General features: G+C 70.6%; 12 protein-coding genes. 5 read left to right on the top strand and 7 right to left on the bottom strand.

Translation table 11 applies throughout. The annotated features are described in order from the left end of the window. Window positions 1–61: 61 nt before the first annotated feature. The 5 genes from ACWD02_RS30450 to ACWD02_RS30430 form a co-directional block, all read right to left on the bottom strand. Entirely contained in the window at window positions 62–1,507 is a 1,446-nt protein-coding gene (locus ACWD02_RS30450) for a protein kinase domain-containing protein (RefSeq protein ID WP_451215924.1), read from the bottom strand. 46 nt (window positions 1,508–1,553) lie between these two features. Next, on the bottom strand, window positions 1,554–3,212 hold the full coding sequence (locus tag ACWD02_RS30445; RefSeq protein ID WP_451215922.1) for an alkaline phosphatase D family protein: 1,659 nt from the start codon (window positions 3,210–3,212) through the stop codon (window positions 1,554–1,556). 103 nt (window positions 3,213–3,315) lie between these two features. After that, window positions 3,316–4,134: a thioredoxin domain-containing protein gene (locus tag ACWD02_RS30440; protein WP_451215919.1), complete on the bottom strand. Its 819-nt coding sequence runs from the start codon at window positions 4,132–4,134 to the stop codon at window positions 3,316–3,318. A gap of 44 nt (window positions 4,135–4,178) precedes the next feature. Further along, complete coding sequence (locus ACWD02_RS30435; protein ID WP_451215916.1) at window positions 4,179–4,865, bottom strand: hypothetical protein; 687 nt, start codon at window positions 4,863–4,865, stop codon at window positions 4,179–4,181. Window positions 4,866–4,957: 92 nt separating this feature from the next. Further along, complete coding sequence (locus ACWD02_RS30430) at window positions 4,958–6,286, bottom strand: DUF2252 domain-containing protein (RefSeq protein ID WP_451215914.1); 1,329 nt, start codon at window positions 6,284–6,286, stop codon at window positions 4,958–4,960. Window positions 6,287–6,475: 189 nt separating this feature from the next. Between ACWD02_RS30430 and dnaE the strand changes: the two genes are divergently transcribed. After that, window positions 6,476–10,012, top strand: a complete 3,537-nt coding sequence (gene dnaE / locus ACWD02_RS30425; RefSeq protein WP_451215911.1) for a DNA polymerase III subunit alpha — start codon at window positions 6,476–6,478, stop codon at window positions 10,010–10,012. 74 nt (window positions 10,013–10,086) lie between these two features. On the opposite strand, the gene ACWD02_RS30420 is transcribed toward dnaE, so the two are convergent. Next, window positions 10,087–10,272 (bottom strand): hypothetical protein, encoded by a 186-nt coding sequence (locus ACWD02_RS30420; protein ID WP_365822676.1) that lies wholly within the window; start codon window positions 10,270–10,272, stop codon window positions 10,087–10,089. 236 nt (window positions 10,273–10,508) lie between these two features. On the opposite strand from ACWD02_RS30420, the gene ACWD02_RS30415 reads away from it, so the two are divergent. From ACWD02_RS30415 to ACWD02_RS30400, 4 genes are all read left to right on the top strand, one after another. Then, complete coding sequence (locus tag ACWD02_RS30415) at window positions 10,509–11,798, top strand: NYN domain-containing protein (RefSeq protein ID WP_451215907.1); 1,290 nt, start codon at window positions 10,509–10,511, stop codon at window positions 11,796–11,798. 111 nt (window positions 11,799–11,909) lie between these two features. Then, window positions 11,910–12,944, top strand: a complete 1,035-nt coding sequence (locus ACWD02_RS30410) for an ABC transporter ATP-binding protein (RefSeq protein WP_451215904.1) — start codon at window positions 11,910–11,912, stop codon at window positions 12,942–12,944. Window positions 12,945–12,987: 43 nt separating this feature from the next. Then, window positions 12,988–13,806, top strand: coding sequence for an ABC transporter permease (locus tag ACWD02_RS30405; RefSeq protein ID WP_451215902.1), 819 nt, complete (start codon window positions 12,988–12,990; stop codon window positions 13,804–13,806). 56 nt (window positions 13,807–13,862) lie between these two features. Then, window positions 13,863–14,537, top strand: coding sequence for a DUF2567 domain-containing protein (locus ACWD02_RS30400; protein ID WP_451215899.1), 675 nt, complete (start codon window positions 13,863–13,865; stop codon window positions 14,535–14,537). Between the two features lie 142 nt (window positions 14,538–14,679). On the opposite strand, the gene ybaK is transcribed toward ACWD02_RS30400, so the two are convergent. After that, the gene (gene ybaK, locus ACWD02_RS30395; RefSeq protein WP_451215897.1) at window positions 14,680–15,186 is read right to left on the bottom strand and encodes a Cys-tRNA(Pro) deacylase; all 507 of its coding nucleotides are present in this window, start codon (window positions 15,184–15,186) and stop codon (window positions 14,680–14,682) included. Between the last annotated feature and the right edge of the window lies 1 nt (window position 15,187).

The following is a 15,187-nucleotide window of genomic DNA, read 5'->3' as shown; positions in this document are numbered from 1 at the left end:
ACCCGGCAGCGTCGCCCGTCACCCGTCACCCGGCAGCCGCGTGGCATCACGTGGCCGCCCTTCACGCGCGCGTGCAGCGTCCCACCGGGGCGCTGGCGGGCGGCTTGCACATGATGCCGAAGTCGGCGTCGCTGGAGCTGAGGTAGCGCCCCGCGCAGTCCTTGTCGGTGGTCCTGCCGCGCTCGGCGCAGAACCGCAGCGCGGCCCGGCCGTCCGCGAACGGCCCAGGAGCGTAGATCACCCAGAAGCCCGGCCGCAGCGACGCGTAGTCGTCGCTGCGCAGGTAGCGCGCCTCCGGCACGTCCTCGCGCACGGCCGCGAGCCGGCGGTCGCGGTCGTCGGTGCTCGAGCCCACGGGCTCGGAGAAGAGCTGGGCGATCCAGCTGCCGGACGCGGGCGGGTCGCCGGGCGAGGACTCCGGGTGCCCGGGTGTCCTGCCGGGCTTCGGCGACGCTTCGGGCGAAGCCTCCGCGGAGGCGCGCGCACCGCCCTTGCCCTGCGCCCGGTCCGTCTTCGTCCCGTCCCGCAGCGCGAGCACCAGTGCGGCACCGGCCACCAGAGCGAGCGCCACCGAGACCGCCGCGACGAGCACAGGCGTACGTCTTGGGGACTCGGCGGGCGGCGGCACCACCAGTGCCGCCGGCTGCTCCGAGACCAGCGTCGGCTGCCGGGTGACGCCATCGGCCACGTCGGCGAGCATCGCGTCGAGGCGCTCCGCGTCCGGGCGCAGCGCCGGGTCCCGCACCAGCAGGGCGGTCAGGACCGGCGTGAGCGCCTGGGAGCGCACCGGCGGCGGCACCGGGGCGTCGAGGACGGCGGCGAGCGTGGCGAGGGTCGTGGCGCGGCGCAGCGGGCTGACGCCCTCCACGGCGACGTACAGGACGACGCCGAGTGACCAGAGGTCGCCCGCCGGGCCCCGGTCGGTGCCGCGGATGCGCTCGGGCGCGATGTACTCCGGCGACCCGATCAGGTCGCCGGTCGCGGTGAGCTGCGTGGAGCCCTGGAGCGAGGCGATGCCGAAGTCGGTGAGGACCACGGAGACGCCGGTGCCGGGGGTCTCCTCCCGCAGCAGGATGTTCGCGGGCTTCACGTCCCGGTGCAGGATGCCCGCCGCGTGGGCGACGCGCAGCGCCGAGAGCAGCTGGCGGCCGATGCGCGCCGCCTCCCGGGGCGGCAAGGTGCCCTGCTCCAGGAGGTCCTGGAGCGTGCGCCCCGGCAGTAGCTCCATCACCAGCCAGGGGTGCGGGCCCGTGTCCACGATGTGGTGGATCGTCACCACATGGGGGTGATTGAGCCGGGCCAGCGCCCTTGCCTCGCGAAGGACCCGCTCCCGCAGGACGCGCGACTGGTCGTCCGTCAGCTCGTGCAGGGCGGGGCGCACCTCCTTGAGGGCCACCTCGCGGTGCAGCACGGTGTCGCGCGCCCGCCACACCGTGCCCATGCCTCCGCTGCCGAGCCGCTCGATGAGCTCGAAACGACCGTCAACCACGTCCCCCGGGTCACTCATGCCGTCAGAGTAAGGGGCGGCTCCGGCAGCGCCGCACGTGACCCGGTCAGCGCACCGGCGCGTACGCCCGCTCGACCCGCTGGGTGCCGCTGAGGGTGCGGTACGAACGGGCCCATTTGGACGTCGCCTTGGGGTCCTTTCGGTCGGACAGGACGTAGTAGTCCATCTGCGAGCGCTCGGCGGTGACGTCGAGGACGCCGTAGCCGTGCGAGTCCATGTCCAGCCACTTCACGTGGCGGTTGGCCGCCTTCACCGCGCCGACCGCGACCAGCGAGAGGGTGTGCGGGGCGACGTGCAGCATGTCGTCCACGTTGTCGGAGGTCACGGACGTGACCACGAACTCCGTGGCCGCGGAGGGCGATCCGGGGTACGTGGCGGCCCTGACCGGTACGTCGTTCGCCCAGGCCATGTGGATGTCCCCGGTGAGGAAGACCGTGTTCCGGATCGCCTTGTCGACCAGGTGGGAGATGAGCTCCTTGCGGTCGTCGGTGTAGCCGTCCCACTGGTCGCCGTTGATGGCGAGGCCTTCCTTGGGCAGTCCGAGCAACTCCGCGATGGGCTCCAGGAGATGGGCCGGCACGGAGCCGAAGGCCACCGGCGAGATCATCACCGAGGTGCCGACCAGCTTCCAGGAGGCGTCGGACGAGGCCAGGCCCGCCTTCAGCCAGTCGAGCTGGGCGCGGCCCGTGATCGTACGGTCCGGGTCGTCCACGTCACCGCTGCCGAAGCCGGCCTGCTCGGAGCGGAAGGAGCGCAGGTCGAGCAGGTGCAGATCGGCCAGCTTGCCGAAGCGCAGGCGGCGGTAGACGGTCCCTTCGGTAGAAGGGCGTACGGGCATCCACTCGAAGTAGGCCTGCTTGGCGGCCGCCATGCGCTGCGCCCAGTCGCCCTCGGACTCCGGGGAGTGGTTCACCGCGCCGCCGGACCAGGTGTTGTCGGCGAACTCGTGGTCGTCCCAGATCGCGATCAGGGGGTGCGTGGCGTGCATCGCCTGCGCGTCCGGGTCGGTCTTGTGGGCGCCGTGCCGGGTGCGGTAGTCGGCGAGGCTGACGATCTCGTGCCGCGGCTCGTGCTGCCGCACGGCGTACTTGGCGGCGGGGTACTCGCCGCTCGGGTACTCGTAGAGGTAGTCGCCGAGGTGCAGCACCGCGTCGAGCTCGGTGCGGGCCGCGAGGTGGCGGTACGCGGAGAAGTAGCCCGCCTCCCAGTTGGCGCAGGACACCACCCCGAACCGGACGCCGGGGGCCGCCGCTTCGTGGGCGGGGGTGGTGCGGGTGCGGCCCACGGGGGAGTGCGTGTCACCCGCGGAGAAGCGGAAGTAATAGGTGGTGGCAGGGTTCAAGCCCCTTACGTCGGCCTTGACCGTGTGGTCGGCCGTGGCCCGCGCGGTCGTGCTGCCGTGGCCGACGACCTGGGTGAAGCCCTTGTCCTTGGCTATCTCCCAGCGCACTTCGGTGTCGGGGCCCTTGCCGGAGCCCGGCGTGGCCTCCGGTGTCGGCGTCACGCGGGTCCACAGCAGGACGCCGTCAGGCAGCGGGTCTCCCGACGCGACGCCGTGGTGGAACGCGGGGCCCTCGGCGGCGTGGGCGAGGGGAGCGGCGGCGAGCGGCGCGAGGGCCGCGGTGGCGGCAGCGGCCTTGACGACCGTACGGCGGCTCGGGGCCGGGGAGTTGAGCGATCTGTGTGCGCTGATTCGACTGGTCACGGGCGATTACCTTACTGATCAGTAATCGCCAAGAGCGGGCGAACGTGAAATGTTCGCCCGCTCTTGTGTCAAGTGCCGTTCAGCCGACGGCCTTCAGGTCCGCTCAGGCCTTGAGCGCCGCGTCGATGGCCGTCTTGTACTCCTCGACCGTCGAGGGCGCGTTCTTCTTGTCGGAGCCGGTCAGCTTCTTGCCGTCCATGACGAAGGAGGGCGTGCCGTCGACGCCGTCCTTGTTGTCGTCGAACTTCTGCGACATCTCCAGGGCCCAGCGGTCGTACGTGCCGTCCTTGACGTCCTTCGCGAAGGTCTTGCTCTTCTTGAGCTCGGGGACCTGGTTCGCGATCTTGGTCAGGACCGCGTCGTCCGCGAACTTGTCCTCCGTCTCGGAGGGGTGGTTCTCCTTGGCGAACAGGGCCTTCTTGTAGTCGAGGAAGGCCTGGTCGCTCACGTTCAGGGCGGCACCGAGCGCGCTGAGCGCGTTCTTGGAGCCCTCACCCGTGAGGTTGCGGTCGAGGAACGAGGCGCCGATGAACTGGATCTTGTACTTGCCGTCCTTCAGGTCCTTCTCGACCGTCGGGCCCACGGTCTGCTCGAAGCTGGCGCAGACCGGGCAGCGCGGGTCCTCGTAGACCTTGAGGGTCTTCTTGGCGCTGTCCTTGCCGATGACGACGGTCGTGCCGTCCGTGCCGGCGGAGTTGGTCGGCTTGACCAGTTTCTCGTCCTTGGCGGCTTCCCAGTGGTCGGGCTTGTTGGCCTGCATGACGGCGTAGCCGACGCCGCCCGCGATCGCCAGGACGGCGACGACCGAGACGCCGACGACCATCGACCGCTTCCGCTTCTGGCGCTTGCGCTCGGCTTCCTGCTGGGCGCGGATCCGCTCGCGGGCCGCCGACTTGGCGGCCTGGCTGTTGCGCTTGCTCATGATGTCGTTCTCCGTAGGGGTGACGTGCGTGGGGACGGTGGTGCTCAGGCGAAGACGGCCGAGCACGGCGGTCCACGCCGTCCCACGAAGTGCACGAGAAGCCGCGTACGCGCGGTACGCACCCGGCGCGCGGGGCGGGCGGCCCGCAGGACGGGCCGCGGGCGGATGCCCGCCGCGGCGACCGCGACGAGCAGCGGCCGGAAGGTGGAGGCGCCCACCGCGCGCAGCACCTGGGCCAGGGCGCGTTCCCCGCGCCGCAGCCAGGCCGCCGCGAGCAGGCCGACCGTGATGTGTGCGCCGAGCAGCAGCCAGGCGGCGCCGGGATCGGCGTCGGCGAGCAGCACGGCGGCACGGTGTCCGTCGCCGCCGGTCATCTGGGCCAGCGGGGTGCCGACGCCGGTGCCGCCGCACAGCACGTCGAAGCCGACGGAGCGCAGCGGACCCGCGACGGGGCCGCCCGCCTGGCCGTAACAGACGTGCTGGCCCGCGGTGAACACCGTGTCGGCGGCCAGCTCGAGGGGGATCAGCAGGGCGGCGATGCGGCCGTAGCCACGCTCGCGCCCCGCCAGGGCGTACGCGATGACGAAGACCGCGGCGGAGATCACCGCGACGGTGGTCAGCGGCAGCGGGGCGCGGGACAGCAGGACGTGCGACGCGGCGGAGAGCGTCACGACGAGCGTCGTGAAGAGGGCCGCGCGCACGGCTCTGAGCTGGGTCCCGGATATGTCCATGGCGCAGCCGAGTGTGCCATGCGCTCCCGTAAGGCAGCCCTAAAGGGTGCCTATGAGTTACGTCTACGGCTCACCCGGCGTCGGCTCCGTGCCTACAGACCCGGGATCCGGCCGTTACGGAACAGGTCGACGAAGATCTGGTGGTCCCTGCGGGCCCGCGCGCCGTACTCGTGCGCGAAGTCCACGAGCAGGTCACCGAAGCCCTCTTCGTCCGCCGCGATGGCGGCGTCGATCGCGCGCTCCGTGGAGAACGGCACCAGGTCCGAGTGGCCGCTCTCGTCGTCCGCCGCGGAGTGCATCGTGGCGGTGGCGCGGCCCAGGTCGGCGATGACCGCGGCGATCTCCTCCCAGTCGTCGATGTCCGACCAGTCCAGGTCCACGGCGTACGGAGAGACCTCGGCGACCAGCTGTCCGGAGCCGTCCAGCTCGGTCCAGCCCAGCCACGGGTCGGCGTGCGCCTGCAGCGCGCGCTGCGAGATGACCGTGCGGTGGCCCTCGTGCCGGAAGTAGTCGCGGGCCGCGCCGTCGGTGATGTGCCGCGAGACGGCCGGGGTCTGCGCCTGCTTGAGGTAGATCACGACGTCGTTCTCCAACGCGTCGCTGTTGCCCTCCAGGAGGATGTTGTACGAGGGCAGTCCCGCGGAGCCGATGCCGATGCCGCGCCGGCCCACTACGTCCTTGACGCGATACGAGTCGGGGCGGGTGAGCGAGGACTCGGGCAGCGTCTCCAGATAGCCGTCGAAGGCGGCGAGCACCTTGTACCGCGTGGCCGCGTCGAGCTCGATGGAGCCGCCGCCCGGGGCGAAGCGGCGCTCGAAGTCGCGGATCTCCGTCATGGAGTCCAGGAGGCCGAAGCGGGTGAGCGAACGCGCGTCGCGCAGCGCGTCGAGGAGCGGGCCCTGGGCGGTGTCCAGGGTGAAGGGCGGCACCTCGTCGCTCTTGGCGCCGGTCGCCAGGTCATGGATGCGCTCGCGGTACGCCGCCGCGTAGATCCGGACCAGGTCGGTGATCTGCTCGTCGCTCAGCGCCTTCGTGTACCCGATGAGGGCCACGGAGGCGGCGAAGCGCTTCAGGTCCCAGGTGAAGGGGCCGACGTACGCCTCGTCGAAGTCGTTCACGTTGAAGATCAGGCGGCCCTGGGCGTCCATGTACGTGCCGAAGTTCTCCGCGTGCAGGTCGCCGTGGATCCACACCCGCCCCGTGCGCTCGTCCAGGTAGGGACCGCCGTGCTGCTCGCGCTCCAGGTCCCCGTAGAAGAGGCAGGCCGTGCCGCGGTAGAACGCGAAGGCGGAACCGGCCATCTTCCGGAACTTCACCCGGAACGCCGCGGGGTCCGCGGCGAGCAGCTCGCCGAACGCGGTGTCGAAGACGGAGAGGATCTGCTCGCCGCGCTGCTCAGCGGTGGGCTGCGGGTCCGACATCGCGGGGTGCCTCCAGGTAACGGGTGGTGCCAGGTGCTGCATGACATTTTGGACAGGTGTTCCGACCTGTCCAACGCACGACGGTACCCCCGAGTGCCCGCCGCTTGTCAGTGCTCCGGATTAGACTTCCACGCTGTCCCCCCAGACTGCCCGCAGCCTGTCGCCACCCGTTCTCCGGAGGCCTTCCCCGTGACCAAGCCGCCCTTTACGCACCTCCACGTCCACACCCAGTACTCGCTGCTGGACGGTGCCGCGCGGCTCAAGGACATGTTCGACGCCTGTAATGAGATGGGCATGACGCACGTCGCCATGTCCGACCACGGCAACCTCCACGGGGCGTACGACTTCTTCCACTCGGCGCAGAAGGCGGGCGTGACGCCGATCATCGGCATCGAGGCGTATGTGGCGCCCGAGTCCCGCCGCAACAAGCGGAAGATCAAGTGGGGCCAGCCGCATCAGAAGCGTGACGACGTGTCCGGTTCCGGTGGTTACACCCACAAGACGATCTGGGCGGCGAACAACACCGGTCTGCACAACCTCTTCCGGCTGTCGTCGGACGCGTACGCCGAGGGCTGGCTGCAGAAGTGGCCGCGCATGGACAAGGAGACGATCTCCCAGTGGTCGGAGGGCCTGATCGCCTCCACCGGCTGCCCCTCCGGAGAGCTCCAGACCCGGCTGCGCCTCGGCCAGTTCGACGAGGCCGTGAAGGCCGCCGCCGAGTACCAGGACATCTTCGGCAAGGACCGGTACTTCCTGGAGCTGATGGACCACGGCATCGACATCGAGCGCCGGGTCCGCGACGACCTGCTGAGGGTCGGCAAGAAGCTCGGCATCCCGCCCCTGGTGACGAACGACTCGCACTACACGTACGCGCACGAGTCCGTCGCGCACGACGCCCTGCTCTGCATCCAGACCGGCAAGAACCTCTCGGACCCGGACCGCTTCCGCTTCGACGGCACCGGTTACTACCTGAAGTCCACGGACGAGATGTACGCCATCGACTCCTCCGACGCCTGGCAGGAGGGCTGCCGCAACACGCTCCTGGTGGCCGAGCAAATCGACACCACCGGCATGTTCGAGAAGCGCGACCTCATGCCGAAGTTCGACATCCCGGAGGGCTTCACCGAGGTCACCTGGTTCCAGGAGGAGGTCCGGGTCGGCATGAACCGCCGCTACCCGGGCGGTGTCCCCGAGGACCGGCAGCAGCAGGCCGAGTACGAGATGGACATCATCATCCAGATGGGCTTCCCGGGCTACTTCCTCGTGGTCGCCGACTTCATCATGTGGGCCAAGAACAACGGCATCGCGGTGGGCCCGGGCCGTGGCTCCGCGGCAGGCTCGATCGTCGCGTACGCCATGGGCATCACCGACCTCGACCCCATCACGCACGGCCTGATCTTCGAGCGGTTCCTCAACCCCGAGCGCGTCTCCATGCCCGATGTCGACATCGACTTCGACGAGCGCAGGCGCGTCGAGGTGATCCGGTACGTGACCGAGAAGTACGGCGCCGACAAGGTCGCCATGATCGGCACGTACGGAAAGATCAAGGCGAAGAACGCCATCAAGGACTCCGCGCGCGTGCTCGGATATCCGTACGCGATGGGCGACCGCCTCACCAAGGCGATGCCCGCCGACGTCCTCGGCAAGGGCATCGACCTCTCCGGCATCACCGACCCCAAGCACCCGCGCTACAGCGAGGCGGGCGAGATCCGGGGGATGTACGAGAACGAACCGGACGTCAAGAAGGTCATCGACACCGCCAAGGGCGTCGAGGGCCTGGTCCGGCAGATGGGCGTGCACGCGGCCGGCGTGATCATGTCCAGCGAGCCGATCGTGGACCACGCGCCGATCTGGGTGCGGCACACGGACGGCGTGACGATCACGCAGTGGGACTACCCCCAGTGCGAGTCGCTCGGCCTGCTCAAGATGGACTTCCTGGGTCTGCGAAATCTGACCATCATGGACGACGCCGTCAAGATGGTGCGGAACGACAAGGGCATCGACCTGGAGATGCTCTCGCTCCCGCTGGACGACCCGAAGACCTTCGAACTGCTCTGCCGCGGTGACACGCTCGGCGTCTTCCAGTTCGACGGCGGCCCGATGCGTTCGCTGCTCCGCCAGATGCAGCCCGACAACTTCGAGGACATTTCCGCCGTATCGGCGCTCTACCGCCCGGGCCCGATGGGCATGAACTCGCACATCAACTACGCGGAGCGCAAGAACGGCCGCCAGGAGATCACGCCGATCCACCCGGAGCTCGAAGAGCCCCTGAAGGAGACGCTCGGCCTGACCTACGGCCTCATCGTGTACCAGGAGCAGGTGCAGAAGGCCGCGCAGATCATCGCCGGCTACTCCCTCGGCGAAGCCGACATCCTGCGCCGCGTGATGGGCAAGAAGAAGCCCGACGAGCTGGCGAAGAACTTCGTCCTGTTCCAGGAGGGCGCCAAGAAGAACGGCTACTCGGACGCCGCGATCCAGGCCCTGTGGGACGTCCTGGTGCCCTTCGCGGGATACGCGTTCAACAAGGCGCACTCCTCCGCGTACGGCCTCGTCACGTACTGGACCGCCTACCTCAAGGCGAACTACCCCGCCGAGTACATGGCCGCGCTGCTCACCTCGGTGAAGGACGACAAGGACAAGTCGGCCATCTACCTGAACGAGTGCCGGCGCATGGGCATCAAGGTCCTGCCGCCCAACGTGAACGAGTCCGTGCACAACTTCGCCGCCCAGGGCGACGACGTGATCCTCTTCGGCCTGGAGGCCGTCCGCAACGTCGGCACGAACGTGGTCGAGTCGATCGTCCGCTCGCGCAAGGCCAAGGGGAAGTTCGCCTCCTTCCCCGACTACCTCGACAAGGTCGAGGCCGCCGCCTGCAACAAGCGCACCACGGAGTCACTGATCAAGGCGGGCGCCTTCGACACCATGGGACACACCCGCAAGGGCCTGACCGCGCAGTACGAACCCATGATCGACAACGTGGTGCAGGTCAAGCGCAAGGAGGCGGAGGGGCAGTTCGACCTCTTCGGAGGGGGCGAGGAGACCGGCGGCGAGCCGGGCTTCGGACTCGACGTGGAGTTCTCCACCGACGAGTGGGAGAAGACGTATCTGCTCGCCCAGGAGCGGGAGATGCTCGGTCTGTACGTCTCCGACCACCCGCTGTTCGGCCTGGAGCACGTCCTTTCCGACAAGGCCGACGCGGGCATCGGCCAACTCACCGGCGGTGACTACTCGGACGGCTCGATCGTCACCATCGGCGGCATCATCTCCGGCCTGCAGCGCAAGATGACCAAGCAGGGCAACGCCTGGGCGATCTCGACCGTCGAGGACCTCGCGGGCTCCATCGAGTGCATGTTCTTCCCGGCGACCTATCAGCTGGTGTCCACCCAACTCGTCGAGGACGCCGTGGTGTTCGTCAAGGGACGCCTCGACAAGCGCGAGGACGTGCCGCGCCTGGTCGCGATGGAGATGCAGGTCCCCGACCTGTCGAACGCGGGCACCAACGCGCCCGTCCTGATCACCATCCCGACGGTGAAGGTGACGCCGCCGATGGTCAGCCGACTCGGCGAGATCCTCAGCCACCACCGCGGCAACAGCGAGGTGCGGATCAAGCTCCAGGGGGCCCAGAAGACGACGGTGCTGCGGCTCGACCGCCACCGCGTGCAGCCGGATCCCGCCCTTTTCGGCGACCTGAAGGTGCTCCTCGGCCCGTCCTGCCTGGCCGGGTAGAGGCCGGTCTCGTATGAAGGGGCGCACCCGGAACTCCGGGTGCGCCCCTTCACGCTTATCCGCCTGCGTGGGCGTCAGTTGTGGCCGAAGCGGCGCTGGTGCTTGCGCGCGACCTCGGACGGGCTGCCCTGTGCCTGCACGTTGGACTGCACGCGCTGCTCGGCCTGCTCCGCGGACGACTTGGCCTGCTCCTGGGCCTGCTCGGCGGCCGAAGCGCGGTTCTGGTCGCCACCCTGCTTGCGGTTCTTGTTCTTGGCCATGGTGATCTTCCTCCTGAGGGGGATCTGGGGGCCAGGACGCGACCAGATTCACATACGGCGACAAGCTGCGCATTTCAGAGAATTACCGTGCGTAATAAGCCCTGTCGGAGAGTGAAGTCGCGATACGCCACGCCGAAGATCGAGTTCCGGCCGTTAACCTCCGCCGGGTCGGGCAGACTCGAAGGAAACCCGAACCATTGCTTCCAGGGAATCTCCAGGGAAAGAGGGTGGATCGCGTGGACCGCTGCATCGTCCTGGTGGACGCCGGGTATCTGCTGGGTGCCGCCGCGAGTCTCCTCGCGGGCGAGCCGTCCCGGTCCCGGATCACCGTCGATCACACCGCCCTGATCCAGGGCATCCGTGAGCGCGCGGAATCCGACACCGAGCGCCCCCTGCTCCGGATCTACTGGTTCGACGGAGCCCCTGACCGCGTGCCGCAGCCCGAGCACCGCAGGCTGCGCGTCATGCCCCGCGTGACGGTCCGGCTCGGCGCCCTGACCCGCAGCGACGGACGGTGGGCCCAGAAGGGCGTCGACGCCGCCATGCACGCCGAGCTGACGGAGCTTGCCCGCAACCGCGCCTGCTCGGACATCGTGCTCGTCACCGGCGACGGGGACCTGCTGCCCGGCATGATGGCCGCCAAGGAGCACGGCGTCGCCGTCCACCTGTGGGCCGTCCAGGCCGCCGACGGGGACTACAACCAGTCCGAGGACCTCGTGGCCGAGGCCGACGAGCGGCGCGTCCTCGACCGGGTCTGGATCACCAAGGCCGTACGCCCCAAGGAGCTCACCGGCGTCTGCGCGCCCTCTCCCGTCCCGCGCCCCGAGATCGCCGCCATCCTCTCCGCGCCCCTGCCGGAGTCCGCGCTCGCGGCCAGCGCCCAGCGCGCCGCCGACGAGGCCGCCGGAGTCGGCCGGCACGGCCATGACGGGCCGCACGCCCAGCACGCGCAGGACGTCCGGCACGCCGAAGCCGGGGCCAACGGCGACAGCGGCGGCGCCCACCACATCCCGCCGGGCAAGGGCGTGCCCACCCCCAAGGACCTGGCCGCCCTGCGCGGCCCCGGCACCGCGGTCGGCAAGGACCCCACCAACGCCACGCTGCGCTGGTCCTCCGACAAGGGCTGGGTCGAGCGCCCCGGCGGCGCCGCGGAGAGCCCGGAGGCCGCGGCCCTGCCGACGCTCGCCCAGCTGACGACGGCCGAGCAGCGCTGGGCGGACCGCGAGGAGGACATCACCACCGTCGGCGGTGACCCCTTCGAGGTCGGGCAGGTGTTCGCGCGCCGCTGGATGGCCCGTCTGCCGGAACAGCACAACCTGCAGAAGCTCTCGACGATGTATCCGCGGATCCCGCACCGCGTCGACGGCGAGCTCCTGCGGTACGCGGCCCGCTTCGGTCTGCTCGCCCACAAGGACGACCAGATCGACGAACACGACCGGTACGCGATCCGGGCGGGCTTCTGGCGCGAGATCGACGTGCACACGGCGGTGGAGCACGCACCGGTGGGCGACCGCTCCGGCGAGTGACCGAACAGGCACGCGAACGAGTGACGGAACACGTCCGCAGATGACTGATACGGGGCGTACTGGGCGCCCCGGGCGACGTACCGGGTGCGGGACCCCGTACCCTCGTCCTTCGTGAGTACGCGCTCGGCACAGGCAGTCCGACAGGGGCTCCGACAGGGTCACGGCAGCGATGCCGTCTGCGCGGTGCGCGACCTCGTCAAGACCTATCCCGCCGCCCGCGGCAGGCGCGGCAGGCCCGCGACGCCCGAGGTGCGCGCCACCGACGGCATCAGCCTCGAGGTCAGGCGCGGCGAGATCTTCGGCCTCCTCGGACCCAACGGCGCCGGCAAGTCCACCCTCGTACGGCAGCTGACCGGCCTGATGCGGCCCGACAGCGGGAGCGTCGAGATCCTCGGGCACGACATCCTGCGCCACCCCGAGCGGGCCGCGCGGATCCTCGCGTACCTGGGCCAGGAGTCCACCGCGCTCGACGAGCTGACCGTCTCGCTCGCCGTCGAGACGACCGCGCGGCTGCGCGGCCTCGACGTCCGCGCCGCGCGGGCCGAGCGGGACGGCGTACTCGAAGAGCTCGCGCTCACCCCGCTCGCCTCGCGGCCGCTCAAGAAGCTTTCCGGCGGACAGCGCAGGCTCGCCTGCTTCGCCACCGCCCTGGTGGGACAGCGGCCGCTGCTCGTCCTCGACGAGCCGACGACCGGCATGGACCCCATCGCGCGGCGCGCCGTCTGGGGCGCCGTCGACCGGCGCAGGGCCGAGCACGGCACGACGGTGCTGCTCGTCACCCACAACGTCATCGAGGCCGAGACGGTCCTCGACCGTGTCGCCGTCCTCGAACACGGCAAGGTCATCGCCTGTGACAGCCCCGTGGGGCTGAAGGAGCAGGTCGCCGGCGAGGTGCGGGTCGAACTCGTCTGGCGGGAGCGGGCGCCGCTCGACGTCCCGGAGGTCGCCGCGCTGCGCTCGTCCGCGGTGGAGTCCGGCCGGCGCTGGTCGCTGCGGCTGGCCCCCGACGAGGCGCGGGCGGCCGTCGCGGCGGTCACCGGCGGGGCCGCCTTCGCCGCGCTCGACGACTTCACCTTGGCCACACCGAGTCTGGAGGACGTGTATCTCGCCCTGGGCGGGAACGGGGAAGGGCTGGTGAAGGCGTGACCTTCGCCGGACGGATGAACAGCGACAGCAGGAGGACCGTTCGGTGAGTGCCGTTCCCCTGGAAGCGGCCGTAAGGGCCGACGACCGAGAGTGGCAGGCCGAGGCCGCCGAGCCCCTGGGGCCCCGTGCGCGGCTGTTCCCCGCGCTCGCGGCCGTCTACCGGGCGCAGCTGTCCCGGGCCCGCGTCGCACGCATCCCGCTGCTCTTCGTGGCCACCTTCCAGTCCGTCGGGATCATGATCCTGATGCGGGGCGTCGTGGACGGGGGCGGTGAGGCGCGTGCCGTCGTCGCCGGGTCCTCCGTGCTCGTCGTCGCGTTCGTCGCGCTCAACCTGCTCGCGCAGTACTTCGGGCAGCTGCGGGCCGACGGCGGCCTCGACCACTACGCCACGCTGCCCGTGCCGCCCGCCGCGGTGGTCCTCGGAGCCGCGGCCGCCTACGCCTCGTTCACCGTGCCGGGCACCCTGGTCACCGCGGTCGTCGGGTGCGGTCTCTTCGGACTCCCGATGGCGAACCTCTGGGTGCTCGCCGCGGTGATCCCACTGGCCGGTGCCGCGCTCGCCGGGCTCGGCGCCGCCCTCGGCCTGCTCGCGCCCCGTCCCGAACTGGCCACGCTGCTCGGCCAGTTGGGCATGTCGGCGGCGCTGCTCCTGGGTGTCCTGCCGGCCGAGCGGATGCCCGGGTTCCTGCAGTACGCGCGTGACCTGCTGCCCTCGACGTACGGGGTCGAGGCGTTCGCCCATACCTTCGGGCCGCATCCGGACTGGGCGACCGTCGCCCTCGATCTCGCCGTCTGCGCGGGGGTCGGCGTCGCCTCGCTCGCGATCGCCACCTGGGCGTACCGCCGTGCGGCCGTGCGATGACGCGGTCCGTGCCGTGCAGTGAAGCGGTCCCCAGGTAGTACTGGCACCATGTGTGGGTGACTGCACCGCTGACGCCCTCCCAGCCGCCCCACGACCGGCCCCCGCACGACCCCTGGCAGCAAGCCGCTGAGCCGTCCGGAGCCGTTCCCCTGCCGGCGGACGAGGAGGACGGTCCTGGCATGAAGACCGAAGTGCGGCAGGCCGCGGTGATCGCGGTCGTGGTGGCTGTCTGCGGCGTGCTGCTCGGCCTGCTGTGGCTGTGGCTCGCGCCTCGTGTGCCGTTGATCGCCGACAGCGAGACGGTGTACCTCAAGGACACCGAGGGGGAGCAGGCGATCGGCGTCGACGGAACGTTCACCCTGCTCGCGCTCGCGTTCGGCGCGGTGAGCGGCGCCGTGGTGTTCCTGCTGCGCAGGCGGGGCGGCATTCCGCTGGTCGTCGGGCTGACGGCGGGGAGCCTGCTGGGGGCCGTGCTCGCCTGGCGTCTGGGCATCTTCCTGGGGCCCGAGACGGATGTCGTCGCCCATGCGAAGTCCGTGGGCAAGGGCGTGGCGTTCGACGCTCCCATGGAGCTCAAGGCCAAGGGCGCGCTGCTCGCCTGGCCCGTGGCCGCGCTGCTCGTGCACCTGGGACTGACCGGGCTCTTCGGGCCGCGGGACCCCGAGCCGTACCCCCTGCCCTACGGGGATCCCGGGCGGGCAGAGGGCGGCCCGGACTCAACCGGGGCGTGAGACCGCCCCTCGGGGCCGTCGTGGACGTCAGGCGGGGCGCCTTCCGTGGTTCGCCTTGCCCTTGCGCACCCGCCACTTCCTCTTGCGCGTCTTCTTCGACATGAGGGTGGTACTAGTCGAGGCCGCGGCCCCCGTCGAGGGCCTATTCACGCCCGATCGGGGCCAGTACCGCGCCCGTGAGACGCGCCAGGTCACCGGGGGCCAGTTCCACTTCCAGGCCCCGGCGGCCCGCCGACACGCAGATCGTGGCGTGCGAGGAGGCCGAGTCGTCCAGGACCGTGCGGAGCTTCTTGCGCTGGCCGAGGGGCGAGATGCCACCCCGTACGTACCCCGTGGTGCGCTCGGCCGCCGCGGGGTCCGCCATCACCGCGCGCTTGCCCGAGACCGCCGTGGCCAGGGCCTTGAGGTTCAGGGTGCCCGCCACCGGGACCACGGCCACCGTCAGCTCGCCGTCGACCTCCGCGACCAGGGTCTTGAAGACCCGGTCGGGGGAGACGCCCATGGCCTGGGCCGCCTCCGCGCCGTACGAGGGGTGCGCGGGATCGTGTTCGTAGGCGTGGACCGTGTGGGCGGCGCCCGCCGCGGTGAGGGCGACCGTCGCCGGGGTGCCGCCCGCACCCCCTTGCTGTTTCTTCTGCTTCTTCGCCAAA

The sequence above is a fragment of the Streptomyces sp. NPDC002853 genome, from assembly GCF_053591915.1.
The sequence above is the reverse complement of the archived record's forward strand: the minus strand, read 5'-3'. Positions and strand labels throughout refer to the sequence as shown.

What these genes read in the sequence shown, in the direction of transcription:
- ACWD02_RS30435 (WP_451215916.1), bottom strand. Translation starts at nt 4,865, where the DNA reads ATGGACATATCCGGGACCCAGCTCAGAGCCGTGCGCGCGGCCCTCTTC.
- ACWD02_RS30450 (WP_451215924.1), bottom strand. Translation starts at nt 1,507, where the DNA reads ATGAGTGACCCGGGGGACGTGGTTGACGGTCGTTTCGAGCTCATCGAG.
- ACWD02_RS30430 (WP_451215914.1), bottom strand. Translation starts at nt 6,286, where the DNA reads ATGTCGGACCCGCAGCCCACCGCTGAGCAGCGCGGCGAGCAGATCCTC.
- ACWD02_RS30440 (WP_451215919.1), bottom strand. Translation starts at nt 4,134, where the DNA reads ATGAGCAAGCGCAACAGCCAGGCCGCCAAGTCGGCGGCCCGCGAGCGG.
- ACWD02_RS30420 (WP_365822676.1), bottom strand. Translation starts at nt 10,272, where the DNA reads ATGGCCAAGAACAAGAACCGCAAGCAGGGTGGCGACCAGAACCGCGCT.